This window comes from Pelobacter propionicus DSM 2379, from assembly GCF_000015045.1.
Classification (GTDB): domain Bacteria; phylum Desulfobacterota; class Desulfuromonadia; order Geobacterales; family Pseudopelobacteraceae; genus Pseudopelobacter; species Pseudopelobacter propionicus.
The window spans coordinates 2,662,873-2,677,253 of sequence record NC_008609.1 but is presented as its reverse complement, the minus strand read 5'-3'; the positions used below and the strand labels follow the sequence as shown (position 1 = coordinate 2,677,253).

Here is a 14,381-nt window from a genome sequence, read left to right as displayed (position 1 = left end):
GGGTGGCTGCTATGGCTGGAGAGGGGTACGGCTGTGTGCCCGGCATGACTATGTGCGAGGATAATCGATGAGCAGAATTGAAAAGGCAATGGAACGGGCCGCGCAGGTGCGCAACAGTGCCGGTGTTATGCGGCAGCCCCAGGAAACGGCGGCGCGGAGCGGCATGGTCCACACCGCTCCCCTGCCCGACATGGTGGTCAACAAGGTGATGTCGGACGACCCGCTGCTGGTTTCCCTGAACGATCCCGCCTCGCCCGTGGCGGAAGAGTATCGCAAGCTGAAGGCCATTCTGGTGAAGATGACCAGTGTCCACCCCTTCAAGAACGTGCTGATGGTGACCAGCGCTATCCCCAATGAGGGTAAGAGCCTCACCTCACTGAACCTTGCCATCAGCCTGGCCCAGGAATACGACCACACGGTGCTGCTCCTGGATGCCGACCTGCGGCGCCCCAGTCTTCACCGTTACCTGAACATCGAGCGCAACGTCGGTTTGGCCGATTGTCTCACCAGGGGGGTTGACCTGGGGGAGGCGATCATTCCCACCGGGATCGGCAAGCTGTCGGTGGTAACGGCCGGTTGTGCCGTATCCAATCCGGCGGAGCTGTTGTCCTCCGCTAGGATGAAGACCTTTGTCGAAGAGATCAAGCACCGCTATACCGACCGCTACATTATTTTCGACACTCCTCCCCTGCTTCCCTTTGCCGAGACCCGCTCCCTGGCGCATCTGGTGGATGGCGTCGTGTTCGTGGTCAAGGAACAGACGGCGACCAAGGACAATGTCAGTGATGCCATCGAGGCGCTCAAAGGCGCTGACCTTTTGGGGATCGTCTACAACGACACCACCATTACCCAGAACGTCGAGCGCTACTATTCCTATCGCAGCTACGCTGCGGTCAGCCCTGGCGAGAGCGCCTGATACCTGGAGTCAGCAGCAATGTATGAATCGTATTTCAACCTGCGCGCCAAACCCTTTGACCTGCTCCCGGATCCCCGGTTCATCTTCCTCAGCACGTCCCACAAAAAGGCGCTGACCTATCTGGATTACGGCATCAGGGAACGCTCCGGCTTCATCCTGCTCACCGGCGAGGTGGGTTCGGGCAAGACCACCCTGATCAGGGATCTGCTGGCCAAGCATTACGAGCGCGCCGTGCTCTCCAAGGTCTTCAACACCCGGGTTACCTCGGAGCAGCTGGTGGCGATGATCAACGACGACTTCGGTCTTGCCACCCAGGGGAAGGACAAGGTAACCCTGATCCATGACCTGAACGGTTTCCTGGTGGAGCAGTACGCCCTCGGCAACCAGCCGATCCTGATCATCGACGAGGCCCAGAACCTGGCGCCGGACCTGCTGGAGGAGGTGCGCATGCTCTCCAACCTGGAGGCATCGGACAGCAAGCTCCTGCAGATCATTCTGGTCGGCCAGCCCGAGCTGCGCGCAACACTCTCCTCCCCGGAGCTGCGTCAGCTGCGTCAGCGCATCAACATCAACTGCCACCTGCAGGCCTTGAACCGGGCTGAGGTGGAGCAGTACATACTGCATCGTCTGGATGTGGCCGGCAACGGGGCGGCGGTCGGCTTCTCCCCCGAAGCGCTGGACGCGGTGTACCGGTACAGCAGGGGGATTCCCCGCCTGATCAACATCATCTGCGATTTCCTGATGCTTTCCGCCTTTGCCGACGAGACCAACCGCATCTCCCTGGACATGGTGCAGGATGTGGTGGGGGACCTTGACTTCGATAACTACTACTGGTCCGGCAGCGTTGTCAGGGATGAACGGACTCCGGCTGCAACGGATGCCGCTGCCGCGCCCCCGCTCCCGGTATCCGACGAGCTTCTCGGCATGGTTTCCGAGATCTCGCGCAGGATGGAATCCCTGGAGAATTCCATAGCGGCTCCCCTGCAGGCCGCCCTCAAGGAGCAGAGCGACCGGCTGACCTCCCTGCAGACAGGCATAGCATCCCATGTGACGCAGACCAATGCGCAGATCCAGGATCTGAACAGGAAAATCGAGCAGCTGCGTCCCCCAACGTCCGCGGAACGGCTTGTTCCGGGAGAGACGGCGAAAGTCGGTTTCGTTCGCCGGGTCTTTGGCGGCGGTTCCTTCTCAAAATGAAAGCGCGTGGTAAACAATTCATGAAAAACGGTGTGGCTCAAACCCTGAGGGTTGGCGGAGTCCTTGGTGCCTGGGTGATGGTTGCGGGCGCCTGCCAGCCTGTCCGTGCTGCGGAGATGGAACTGGTGCCGTCCCTGTCCGTCAGCGAGGAATACAACGACAATGTGTATGAAACCGCCACTAACAAACGCTCGGACTACATTACCCGCGTCCGGCCCGGCGCGACGCTGCGCTATCTCGCCCCGCGGCTGCAAGGCGATGTCTCCTATTACTTCGAGTATCTCAAGTACGCCCGCAACAGCGAGGGGGACGAGTACAACCACGACGCCAGCCTGCGGGGCACGGTTACCCTGGTCGAGAACTTCCTCTTCCTCGACCTGCGGGACACCTACCGCAGAACCACCCTGGATGTCACCCGCAGCAGGGAAACCGAGAGCAGCCTGTTTCTCAACCAGACCGACGAAAACAATGCCACCATCTCCCCCTACATGCTCTGGCGCCTGGGTGAGAAGGGTACCCTCAAGACCGGCTACCGTTACACCGATGTGCGCTACTGGGGCGAGGGGATCGACAGGCGCGAGCACGGCGCGTTCGCCGATTTCAGCTATGAACTGACCTCCAAACTCAGCCTCACGGCCGGGTACGGCTTCACCCGCCTGTTGTCCGACGACACCGACTACGACAAGCACGACGCCTACGGCGGCTTCCGGTATCAGTACGCCGACAACTCCTTTGTCTACGGCCAGGTGGGCAACACCTGGCAGCTGTTCTCCGGTGGGGACTCCACGGACTACATCTTCTGGAACGCGGGCATAACCCACGACTTCTCCCTGTTCACGGCGACCTTTGAGACGCGGGTGGAGAATTCCTCCGATCCCCAGAACGGTTCGTTCGGCACGGCAAGCTCCTCCTCATCGGTCGACCCCTTGAGCGTCTCCACCAAGCAGACCAGTTACATGGGCCGTATCGACAAGAAATTCGAGCGCGGTTCCATGGGTTTTTCCACCACCTATACGGAGTACGATGACACCCAGGACAGCGGCTCTTCCCGCGACAAGCTTGCCCTCAGGCTTTTTGGAGCCTACGAGATCTACGAAAAACTGAATCTCGGCCTGTCCGTGACCGGGGAGCATACCGACTATGATTCCGATTACAATCAGCTGGACTCGGAGTACGACGAAGATTACCCCTATCGCCTCATCGGATCGGTCAGACTGAACTATGCCTTCAAGGACGACTTGTCACTGGGCCTGACCTACAGCTACGACACGCAACTCCGCGACCTGGACTCCACCTCGGACTCCATCGACGTCAACAGGGTGATCCTTGAGGTGCGGAAAACATTTTGAGGCTGAACGCCCTGACCATAGACGTTGAGGACTATTTCCAGGTCAACGCCTTTGCCCGGCACATCGGGCGCGAGCAGTGGGATGGCTATCCCCTGCGGGTGGAAGCCAACACCCGTCGCATCCTGGACATGCTGGACGAGTTCCAGGTCAAGGCCACCTTTTTCGTGCTGGGATGGGTAGCGGAGCGGGTGCCGACCCTGGTGCGCCAGATCCATGGCCGGGGGCACGAGATAGCCTGCCACGGCTATGGACATGAACTGGTCTACGTCATCGGCCCGGATGCCTTTCGGCGGGATATTCGCAAGGCCAAGGAAATTCTGGAGGATATCATCGGCGAGAAGGTCCGCGGTTACCGCGCCCCCAGTTACTCCATCACCAGGCAGTCGCTCTGGGCGCTGGATATCCTCATCGAGGAGGGGTTTTGCTACGACTCCAGCATCTTCCCGGTGTACCACGACACCTATGGCATACCCGATGCGCCCCGTTTTCCGCACGTCATCACACGCCAGTCGGGGAGCATCGCCGAATTCCCCCTGACCACCTATCCATTGAAATGTGGCAGCAGGGAATACCGCCTGCCCATTGCCGGGGGAGGCTACCTGCGCCTGTTTCCCGCTCACCTGCTGCGGCGTTGTATTGCCGCCATCAACGAACGGGAAAACCAGCCTGCCGTGCTCTACTTCCATCCCTGGGAGATCGATCCGGACCAGCCGCGCATCAAGGCCGGTTTCAAGTCGCGATTCAGGCACTACCTGAATTTAAACAGTACGGAAGGGAAGTTACGCCACATAATCGGCAATGCCCGTTTCGGGACAATGGAAAGTGTATTAAGGACAGTGGAACAGAACTCGGAAAACAAGATAAGCAGTGTTTTGAGGGTGAGAATGGTGGAAGGTCGATGAATCTTCGCGTCGAGACAATAGACGGTTCGCATGTGGGATGGGATAACTACGTCACGTCCCACCCCGAGGCGACCAACTACCACCAGAGTCCCTGGAGGAGGGTGGTCGAGCGCAGCTTCGGCCACCGGACCCACTATCTGGCGGCAACGGATGATGCCGGGCGCATCAGGGGGGTATTGCCTCTGGTGCATATGGACAGCAGGCTGTTCGGCTCGTTTCTGGTCTCGCTCCCCTTCTTCAACTACGGTGGACTGTTGGCTGACTCCAGCGAAGCGACGCGCTGCCTGCTGCGCAAGGCTGGTGAACTGAGAGCTGAACTCAACGCCGGCCACGTTGAGCTACGCCACTGTGGCAACGTTGTTGAATCCTTGCCGTCAAAACAGCACAAGGTCACCATGATTCTCTCCCTGGAGAAGAGCGAGGAAGCCCAGTGGAAGGGGTTCAACGCCAAACTGAGGAATCAGGTGCGCAAGGCGGAGAAGAGCGGCCTTGTTCCCGCTCTGGGTGGTCTTGAGCTTTTGGATGGATTCTACGATGTCTTTGCCCGCAACATGCGCGACCTGGGGACGCCGGTGTACGGTAAGGACTTTTTCCGCAACGTTCTGACCGAACTGCCCGAAGCGAGCCATATCATCAGTGTCAGCCACAATGGCAGGGTCATCGCCGCCGGCATTGTCACGTGGTTCCGGGATACCATTGAGATCCCCTGGGCTTCATCGATTGCCGACTTCAAGAGCATGTGCCCCAACAACATGCTCTATTGGGAGGCGATCAGGTTCGCCATAGGCGCGGGATTCGAGAAATTCGACTTCGGCCGTTCCACCCCCAACGAGGGCACCTTCAACTTCAAGAAGCAGTGGGGCGCGTTAGCGGTGCAGCTTCACTGGCAGTACCTGATGGAAGAGGGGAAAGCCTTGCCGGAGTTGAATCCCAACAACCCCAAGTACGAGATGGCGATCAAGATCTGGCGGAAACTCCCCTTGAGCCTGACCAGGCTGTTAGGTCCGCACATCGTGCGGAACATTCCCTGATATGACGGTCAGAGGCGACCTGCTCATGATCGTACATCGGGTACCCTATCCTCCCGACAAAGGGGATAAAATCCGCTCCTATAACCAACTCAGGTTTCTTACAGAACAAGGCTGGCGAGTTCACCTTTGCGCTCTGGCCGACGACCCGGTTGACCTGGGGCATGTCGAAGAACTGGGCAGGCTCTGCGCTACGGTTGCCATTGAGCCAATCAATCCCCTGTTTCAAAAGATACGAAGCCTATCTGCTCCCCTGCGTGGCCTCCCTATGAGCGCGCGTTTTTTTTACAGTTCCGATCTTCAGAAAAAGGTTGATCAGATCCTTTCGCATCACCCTGTTTCGGCTGTGCTCTGCTTCTGTGGTCCGATAGCCGAATACCTGCGCCGGTCATCCTGCACCCCCTTGTCGCAGGCATCTGACCGGCAGATGACCTGTGTCATGGATCTGGTGGATGTGGATTCGGACAAATGGGAACAGTACGCGCAACGTCATGCCGTACCGCTCAAATGGGTCTTCCGGCTCGAAGGCTGGCTTCTCCGGCGCTACGAGCAACAGATAACCCATTGGTTCGACGCGGTGGCGCTGGTTTCCGAGGCGGAGGCCGACGTCTTCCGGAACCGGACCGGTCTCCTACATAAAATACACGCCGTCGGCAATGGTGTTGATCTGGCCTATTTTCATCCCTCTGTGGAAACAACGGGCCAACGGAACCTCAGGATCAGTTTCTGCGGCGCCATGGGTTATCTGCCCAACATCGACGCCGTCTGTTGGTTCGCCCGCGAGGTGCTTCCGCGCATCCGGGAAACGCTGGGAGATGTTGAATTCTGGATAGTAGGCGGCGGGGCAGGTGAAGAGGTCCGGGTACTGGAAACGTATCCGGGGGTCAGGGTGACGGGACGGGTAGCGGATGTTCGCCCGTTTGTCTGGGAGTCTGACCTTTCGGTGGCGCCGATCCGCATCGCCCGCGGCATCCAGAACAAGGTGCTGGAAGCCATGGCCATGGGTATCGCCACGCTGGTAACTCCCCAGGCGTTCGAAGGGTTGGAGGTAGAGGCGGGAAGGGATCTGCTCGTGGTCCCGGCCGAACCGGAACTCTTTGCGGCGAAAGCCATAGAGATGCTCCGTGAGCTGGGCTGGCGTCACGATATGGCCCTCCACGCACGCCGAGCAGTGGAGGAGAAATACTCGTGGAGCGCGAGGTTGCAGGCACTGGATGAACTCTTGCGGGGAGCATCCGCCGATAGTGCTCCGTTTCCGGTGGTGGAGTGATGAGAGCGAGGGTGTCGGGAGAAACCCTGAAGACGACGTATTCGGTGATCATTCCGGCTCGGAACGAGGAGCGCAATATCGGCCATTGCCTCCAGTCCATTGATGCGGTTGACTGGCCGGACGATGATGTAGAGGTTCTGCTCATCGACAACGGCTCATCCGACGCTACGCCGGCCATCGCACGCCTCCACGGCGCTACGGTCTTTGTCCGGCCCGGAGATACTGTCGCTGCCTTGCGTAATTACGGCGCCGCCCAGTCCCGGGGAGAGATACTGGTGTTTCTGGATGCCGACTGTACCGTCCCCCGCACCTGGTTTCGTGAGGCTGCGCGCTACCTCGACACCGAAGACGTGGTCTGCTTCGGCAGCCCCCCGGTTGTTCCCCCGGACAGCACCTGGGTGCAAAGGGCATGGTATTGGGTTCGCAGGAAAGAGGGGATCACTGATACTGACTGGCTGGAGTCCATGAACATGTTTGTCCGGCGCCAGGCCTTCCAGCAGGTGGGTGGCTTCAATGCCGCACTTGTTACCTGCGAAGACTACGATCTCTCGCTTCGTTTGCGTCGTCTGGGGCGCCTGGTTTCCGACGATCGGATCGTTGCCGTGCACCACGGCGAGGCAGCCTCCTTGCTGCACTTCTTCCGCAAGGAGCATTGGCGGGCGCTGGGTAACCTGCGGGGTTTGGGGAGTCATTCCTTTCAGTGGCGGGAACTGCCGAGTGTGGCGCTGCCGATCATCTACTGCCTGCTGGTTTTTGCCCTGGCAGCGTTGCTTCTGGCAGGGGCTTTTCTTCCCCGGGATCTGCTTCTGTACGGCCTTGCCGGTCTCCTACTGATCTGGCAGGTGCCGCTGGTGGTGCTGGCCTTCTGGAAGATCCGCTCCAGCAGAGTTGTCGCAGTGTCGCAACTGTACGTGCTGTTCAACATCTATTTTCTCGCCCGCGGGTTGGCGAGCCTGCGCTGGAGATAACTGATGTCCGGAAAGGTTGAATCCATATGTGCGGCATAGCCGGCTTCTTCAGATCCTGCGCCCCTGGTGCCGATGAATCGGTACTTCGCCGGATGGGTGAGGCGATACGTCACCGCGGGCCGGATGCCGGTGGCGAGTACCTGGACGAACATGTCGGACTGGCCCACCGTCGCCTGAGCATCATCGACCTCTCCAGCGATGGCAACCAGCCGATGTTTTTCGGGGATGGTCGCTACGTGATCGTCTTCAACGGAGAAATCTATAACTATCGCGAACTGAAAGATGAACTGGAGAGAGCGGGAACCGTCTTCAATTCCCGCAGCGACACCGAAGTGATCTTGGCCCTGTACGCGGCAAAGGGGCGCGAATGCTTGAACGACCTGAACGGCATGTTCGCCTTCGCCCTGTGGGACAGAATGGAGAAGACCCTCTTTCTGGCCCGTGACCGGATCGGCAAGAAGCCGCTTTACTACTACCATGCAGGCGGCGACCGCCTGGCATTCGCCTCGGAGATCAAGGCGCTCCTGCAGGTTCCCGGGATCTCGCGGGAGATTGATCCGACCGCGGTGGTGGATTACCTCAAGTACCTGTATGTGCCGGCTCCGAAATCGATTTTTCGCAATATCCACAAACTCCCGGCTGGGCACTGGCTGGAACTGCGGGTGGGGAGTGAACCGAGGATCGGCCAGTACTGGGATGTGGACTTCTCGCGCACGAGAGGCGGAAGCATCGAGGATGCGGCCGATGAGCTGCTGTACCTCATGCGGGATGCCACCCGTTGCCGCATGATCTCCGACGTTCCCTTGGGTGCCTTTCTCAGTGGCGGCATCGATTCCAGCGCCGTGGTTGCCCTGATGGCTGGCGTCTCCAACGAAAAGGTGAGGACCTGCTCCATCGGCTTTTCTGACCGGACACATGACGAAACTCCCTATGCGCGCGAGGTTGCGGCCCTGTTCGGCACCGATCACCGGGAGTACATGGTTCGGGAAAACCTGCCGGAAACAGTGCTGCGTCAGGCGCGCTTTTTCGACGAACCCTTTGCCGATTCCTCCTCCGTCCCCACCTATCATGTCTCCAGGCTGGCCCGCCAGGACGTCACGGTGGCCCTGGCCGGCGATGGCGGTGACGAGAGCTTCGGCGGCTACGAGAAATACACTATCGACCGGCGCGAGCACCAGGCGCGTCAACTGGTTCCGCGTCCAATTCTGAGGTTTCTGCGGGGGGTTGCCCAGGGTCAGCCGGGAGTGGTGGCCCGCAAGGTCCGCACACTGACCGGAGGCGCCCTCTCCGATCCGGCCGTGGCTTTCTACCGTACCAATACCTTCATAGAGGACGATCTTCTCAATGAACTGCTGGGTGAACGCCTCAGGCGCGGAACCAGCGGCTATGATCCGTCGCGGCACACCGTGGATGCCTGGGATAAGATGCGGGGGGCGGATCATGTTGCCTGCATGCTCTACACTGATCTCAAAACCTATCTTCCCGATGACATCCTGGTAAAGGTTGACCGTATGAGCATGGCCCATTCCCTGGAGGTCCGGGCTCCGCTTCTGGATTACCGTGTCATCGAGTTCGCTGCCTCCCTGCCCAGTTCCTGGAAGATCCGCGGTGCCACCAAGAAATACCTGTTGAAGCAATCCTTCCGTAAGGTGCTTCCCGATTCCATCCTCCACCGGCGCAAGCATGGTTTCACGGTTCCGCTGGGCGACTGGTTCCGTCGGGACTTGCGTGGGGTGGCCGAGGAACATCTGCTGGGGCCCGGGATGGAGGAGTATTTCTCGCCGGCCTGCCTGCGGCGCCTCTGGCAAGAGCACCAGGATAAGAAGATGGATCATGGCACACTGCTCTGGACCCTGTTTTCCTTTTCTCTCTGGCGCATGAATTATCTGGGGACCAGCGGATGATGACCACGACCAGGCACATCCTCGTCCGAGAGACCGCGGGCATTTCCCGCTGTGGTGAGATCGTCAGGCTGGGCGTTCCCTGTGCCCGTGGCGAATTCCCGGCCGGTCAACCGGTGGCGCTCTCCGGCCCGGGAGGGGAGCAGCTACCTTGTCAGAGCAGGGTGCTGAAACAGTGGCCGGATGGTTCGTCAAAGTGGATTCTGCTGGATTTTTCCGCAACGGTTGGCGCCGGAGGGTCGTCGGAATATTCCTTTTTAGCGGCAGGGGATGCCTCGGCGGTTGCCGGCACGATACGGGTGCAGCCGGGGGATGAAGCCTGGTACGTCGACACCGGAAAAGCCGCTTTCACCATCGACGCCCGCACATTCCGCCCCTTCACTGCCGTGATGATAGACGGCGTGGATGTGCTGCGACCGTCAGCCAGTTCCTGTCTGCTCAGCAGCGGTGGTGCCGCTCAAACCGCTGCCGACATCCAAGAGATTACCCTGGAGGAAGCCGGGCCGCTGCGGGCTATTGTCCGTCTGGCGGGGCGTTTTTCCGAAAAGGCCCGCTTCTTCTGCCGCCTGCATTTCCTGGCCGACAGCAGCGCCGTGAAAATAGAATTCACCCTGCACAACCCGGCTGCCGCCCGTCACCGGGGCGGGCTGTGGGATCTGGGTGACGAAGGCTCACTGTTGTTCAGGAGCCTCGTTTTTTCTTTCGCCGCCAATGGGGTGGGAGGAGAGACCTGCTGCATCCCGGCTCCGGGGGGGACTCCCCTGGCCGTTCCCGGCGCTTCCCCTTTCTCCCTGTATCAGGAATCCAGCGGCGGCGAGAACTGGCGCAGTCCGGTGCACCGCAACCATGAGGGGCGGGTGCCCATGCAACGTCGCGGCTTTGTGACCGAGGTCAACGGAAAGGAGACATCATCCGGACTGCGGGCAACACCGCTGGTGTGGCAGGGGCAGGGACAGACCGGGATATCAGTAGCCGTTCCCCGGTTTTGGCAGGAATTCCCCGCCGAGATCGCGGTGGACGAGGGAATTCTCTGCTTTTCACCCTTCCCTGCCCGTTTTCCCGGTCCGCACGAACTGCAGGGGGGGGAGCAGAAGAGTCATGGGTTCTGGGTTGATTTTGCAACGGGAAGGGATGGCTTGGTCTGGACGCTTGCACCGCTCGTTGTCCATGCCGCTCCGGAGGTGTATCGGGAGTCGGGAGTCATCTACGACCTCCCGGGGAATGACGATCTGGTGGATCGGTTCGTCACCACAAAGGATCTGCTGGCCAAACGGGAGGTTGCCGACGAGTACGGCTGGCGCAATTTCGGTGAGATCCCTGCCGATCACGAGGCTGTCTTTCACAAAGGCCAGGAGACCTTCGTTTCCCACTACAACAACCAGTACGATTTCATTGCCGGGCTTTACCGCAAATTCTTCGCCACGGGGGATCCGGGATGGCGGGATCTGGCCGCGGACCTCGCCCGCCATGTGCGGGACATCGACCTCTACCACACCGACGGGGATCGCGAGGAGTACAACCACGGCCTCTTCTGGCACACTGACCACTACATCGACGCCGGCCTTTCCACCCATCGTTCATTTTCACGAGAGCATCTGAAAAACAAGGATCCGCGCTTCTGCGGCGGCGGACCGGGGGCTGAGCACTGCTACACCAGTGGCCTGATGTATCACTACTTCCAGACCGGAAACGAGGATTTCAGGCAGGCGGTGCTGGATCTGGCCCAGTGGGAGCTGAGTGCCCTCATGGGGCCGGCAGCTGTGCTGGCGGCCCTGAAGCGCGGCCTGGGCTATGTCTCCCTCTGGCGCTCCTGTCGGGGAGAGAAGCGGCTCTTTCCCCGTCACCCCCTGACCCGGGGCACCGGCAACGCCATCTCGGCCTGCATCGATGCCTTCGAGGCCGGAGGGGGGCGACGATTTCTGGATGAAGCTGAGCGCTTGATCAGGGATACCCTGCACCCTGAAGACGACATTGTCCGTCGGGACCTGCTCAACGCGGAGATAGCCTGGTCCTATACGGTCCTTCTGGTGGCGGTTGGCAAGTATCTCGATAAAAAGGTGGAGTTGGGGGAACAGGATGCCGGTTTCGCCCATGCCCGGGCATCCCTGCTTGTCTATGCGGGGTGGATGCTGGAGAACGAGTACCCCTACCTGGAAAAGCCGGAGATTCTGGAGTACCCCAACGAGACCTGGGTGGCCCAGGATCTGAGGAAGAGTGTGATCTTCTGCCAAGCTGCCCGATATGCGGATTCACCGCGGACCAGGGATGCCTTCCTGGTAAAGGCGAGGTTTTATTACGAATACGCCTGTGGCGAGTTGTCCCGGTTTCCCAGTTCATGCTATGCCCGGCCGCTGGTGCTCATGCTGCAGAATGGCTGGGTAGGGGAGCGGTTGTCAGCTGAGGTTCCCGAGGAATCTTACATGGACGGCCATAAACCGTTAGGTCGTCCGGTTCCCTATCTCACCCTGTGGAGCGTGTTGTTGAGAGCTTCATCTGGCATTGTACAGGCCTTCAGGGAAATAAATATAAAAAGAGAACTGGCATGGCTGAAGGCGCGGTTGTAATCGGTATCTGTCCACTGAAATCACGGAAGGCACTGAAATGAGAAGATAATCGGGCAATAGAAATCTGAACAAATGGTTGTTCATATTTATTGAGGGAAATGCATCATTTTTTTTTCGGTGTCTTCCGTGTTTTCCGTGGACACGTGTTTTCCCTGTGAATCATCCACTGAAATCACGGAAGGCACTGAAATTAGAGATAATCGGGCAATAGAAATCTGAAGAAATGTTGTTCATGTCTGTTGTGGGAATTGCATATTTGTTTTTTCTGTGTTTTCCGTGTTTTCCGTGGACAGATAGTACAAAAAACGGAATGAGGAATGATAGATGAGCGGTGACCTGTTTGCAACTTCAGTTGACACAACTCTTCTTTACGAGAAGGAAACTTACGCCATACGTGGAGTCGTATTTGAGGTTTATCGGGAAATGGGGTGCGGATTTCTGGAGGCTGTGTATCAGGAGTGCCTGGAAAAAGAGTTCAACAGATGCGGTATTCCATGTGCTGCGCAACAGGAACTGAAACTGAGCTACAAAGGTACTCCGTTAAATCAAACATATCGTCCCGATTTTGTCTGTTTTGATTCCATCATTGTCGAGATCAAAGCACTTTCTGCCACAACCGGAGAACATAAAGCCCAGGTTTTGAATTATCTGAAAGCATCGGAGAAGCGGCTTGGTCTTCTCGTCAATTTCGGGTGTTATCCAAAAGCAACCGTAGAACGGATTGTGCTATAAATATGTCCACTGAATACTCTAAATAAAGAAAATAACGGTTGATTGTCCACTGAAGACACTGAAAGCACGGAAAGTTTGGAATAAAGGCAAATGACTGGTACTTTTGTGGTTCTATGTTTTGTGGCAAAAAAATATGTAATCAGGAAGTTTGGAATAAGGAATGAAAGGTTTCCTTTCGGTGCCTTCCGTGATTTCCGTGGACACGAATCTGTTTTTGAAGAAGGTTGATCTATTCAGTGCTTCCCATGGATAATCGGGATTAAAAATACACGTAATTATCCACTGAAGACACTGAAAACACTGAAAGTTTGAATGAAAGTTACCTTTCGGTGTCTTCCGTGATTTCAGTGGACACGAATCTGTTTTTAGAAAAAGGGTGATTATTCAGTGGCTTCTGTGCTTTCCGTGGACATACAGGATTCAAAAATACACACCCCCAAAATCATCCACGTGGTTATTTCCATGGTTGTTGGCGGGGCCGAGCGGCTGGTCTATGATATGGTGCGCTATCCGGTCTTTGCCGCCAATCCCCCGGTGGTCTGCTGCATGGACAGCCTGGGGGAGTTGGGCGAAAAGCTGATCCGGGAGGGGTACCGGGTCTACTGCAAGGGGCGCCGCCCCGGGCTGGATCTGGAGATGGTCACCTGGCTCAGGGACATCATCAGGCGGGAAAAGGCAGATGTGGTCCATGCCCACCAGTACTCCCCCCTTTTCTACGCGGTGCCGGCGGCCCTGCTGGCCGGCAGGGTCAAGCTGGTCTACACCGAGCATGGCCGCTTCTACCCGGAACGGAAGAGCTGGAAGCGAACCCTCTTCAACCCGCTGTTGGCCCTGGGGGTGGACCATCTGGTATCCATCTCCCGGGCTACGGCCCAGGCCATGGCCAGCTACGACAATTTTCCGCTGCGCCGGATCCGGGTCATCCATAACGGTATCGACACCACCAGGCTCAATCCTCCCGTTGACAAGGCTGCCAAGCGGCGGGAACTGGGGCTGTGCCCAACCTGCCGAATCATCGGCACCGCCGCCAGGCTCAACAGCATCAAGAACATCGACATGATGTTGCGGGTGCTGAAGCTGGTGGTGGAGAAAGTACCGGACACCTGTCTGGTGATAGCGGGGCAGGGGGAGGAAGAACAGCGCCTCAAGGCTCTGGCCGTTGAACTGGGCATTGCCGATAGCGTGAAATTCATCGGTCTTCGCTTTGACCTTCCCGAGGTCTACCAGTTGTACGATGTGTTTCTGCTGACCTCGTTTTCCGAAGGGATATCGGTGACGCTGCTGGAGGCCATGGCCAGCGGGGTTCCGGCGGTGGTGACAGATGTGGGGGGGAACCGGGAAGTGGTGGTAGAGGGAGAGACGGGGTTCATGGTAGCGGTGGATGATGATGGTGCCATGGGGGCCAGAGTCGTCCGGATGCTCGCCGATACGTCCTCGTCTCCCGCTGTGGGTGACCGTGCACGGGAACGGGTTGCGGCGGCATTTTCCGTTGCCGGAATGATGAACAATTATACCGAACTGTACGGGTGTAGTAATTTCAGGTAGGTTGTAGCG

Annotated in this window: 11 protein-coding genes; all 11 read left to right on the top strand. The window is 58.3% G+C overall.

Annotated elements, in window-relative coordinates; genetic code table 11:
* Positions 1 to 67 precede the first annotated feature (67 nt).
* The 11 genes from PPRO_RS12230 to PPRO_RS12180 all read left to right on the top strand — a co-directional run bounded on the left by PPRO_RS12230 (position 68) and on the right by PPRO_RS12180 (position 14,372).
* Positions 68 to 916, top strand: a complete 849-nt coding sequence (locus PPRO_RS12230) for an XrtA-associated tyrosine autokinase (protein ID WP_011736334.1) — start codon at positions 68 to 70, stop codon at positions 914 to 916.
* A gap of 18 nt (positions 917 to 934) precedes the next feature.
* Positions 935 to 2,113, top strand: a complete 1,179-nt coding sequence (locus PPRO_RS12225) for an XrtA/PEP-CTERM system-associated ATPase (RefSeq protein ID WP_011736333.1) — start codon at positions 935 to 937, stop codon at positions 2,111 to 2,113.
* Between the two features lie 20 nt (positions 2,114 to 2,133).
* A complete protein-coding gene (locus tag PPRO_RS12220) occupies positions 2,134 to 3,462 on the top strand; it encodes a TIGR03016 family PEP-CTERM system-associated outer membrane protein (RefSeq protein ID WP_049759719.1) in 1,329 nt (442 codons plus the stop codon).
* Positions 3,459 to 4,364, top strand: coding sequence for an XrtA system polysaccharide deacetylase (locus PPRO_RS12215; protein ID WP_011736331.1), 906 nt, complete (start codon positions 3,459 to 3,461; stop codon positions 4,362 to 4,364). The genes PPRO_RS12220 and PPRO_RS12215 overlap by 4 nt, the downstream gene beginning before the upstream one ends.
* Positions 4,361 to 5,395, top strand: coding sequence for a FemAB family XrtA/PEP-CTERM system-associated protein (locus tag PPRO_RS12210; RefSeq protein WP_011736330.1), 1,035 nt, complete (start codon positions 4,361 to 4,363; stop codon positions 5,393 to 5,395). Before PPRO_RS12215 ends, PPRO_RS12210 begins: the two co-directional genes overlap by 4 nt.
* Before the next feature lies 1 nt (position 5,396).
* Complete coding sequence (locus PPRO_RS12205; RefSeq protein ID WP_041532309.1) at positions 5,397 to 6,662, top strand: TIGR03087 family PEP-CTERM/XrtA system glycosyltransferase; 1,266 nt, start codon at positions 5,397 to 5,399, stop codon at positions 6,660 to 6,662.
* Complete coding sequence (locus tag PPRO_RS12200) at positions 6,662 to 7,630, top strand: glycosyltransferase (RefSeq protein ID WP_011736328.1); 969 nt, start codon at positions 6,662 to 6,664, stop codon at positions 7,628 to 7,630. Before PPRO_RS12205 ends, PPRO_RS12200 begins: the two co-directional genes overlap by 1 nt.
* A gap of 26 nt (positions 7,631 to 7,656) precedes the next feature.
* The gene (gene asnB, locus PPRO_RS12195) at positions 7,657 to 9,534 is read left to right on the top strand and encodes an asparagine synthase (glutamine-hydrolyzing) (protein WP_011736327.1); all 1,878 of its coding nucleotides are present in this window, start codon (positions 7,657 to 7,659) and stop codon (positions 9,532 to 9,534) included.
* Positions 9,531 to 12,095 carry an RIFT barrel domain-containing protein gene (locus PPRO_RS12190; protein ID WP_011736326.1) on the top strand — a complete coding sequence of 855 codons (2,565 nt, stop codon included), beginning with the start codon at positions 9,531 to 9,533 and terminating at the stop codon, positions 12,093 to 12,095. The genes asnB and PPRO_RS12190 overlap by 4 nt, the downstream gene beginning before the upstream one ends.
* 324 nt (positions 12,096 to 12,419) lie before the next feature.
* Positions 12,420 to 12,827, top strand: a complete 408-nt coding sequence (locus tag PPRO_RS12185) for a GxxExxY protein (RefSeq protein WP_011736325.1) — start codon at positions 12,420 to 12,422, stop codon at positions 12,825 to 12,827.
* Positions 12,828 to 13,214: 387 nt separating this feature from the next.
* The gene (locus PPRO_RS12180; RefSeq protein ID WP_011736324.1) at positions 13,215 to 14,372 is read left to right on the top strand and encodes a glycosyltransferase; all 1,158 of its coding nucleotides are present in this window, start codon (positions 13,215 to 13,217) and stop codon (positions 14,370 to 14,372) included.
* Positions 14,373 to 14,381 lie beyond the last annotated feature (9 nt).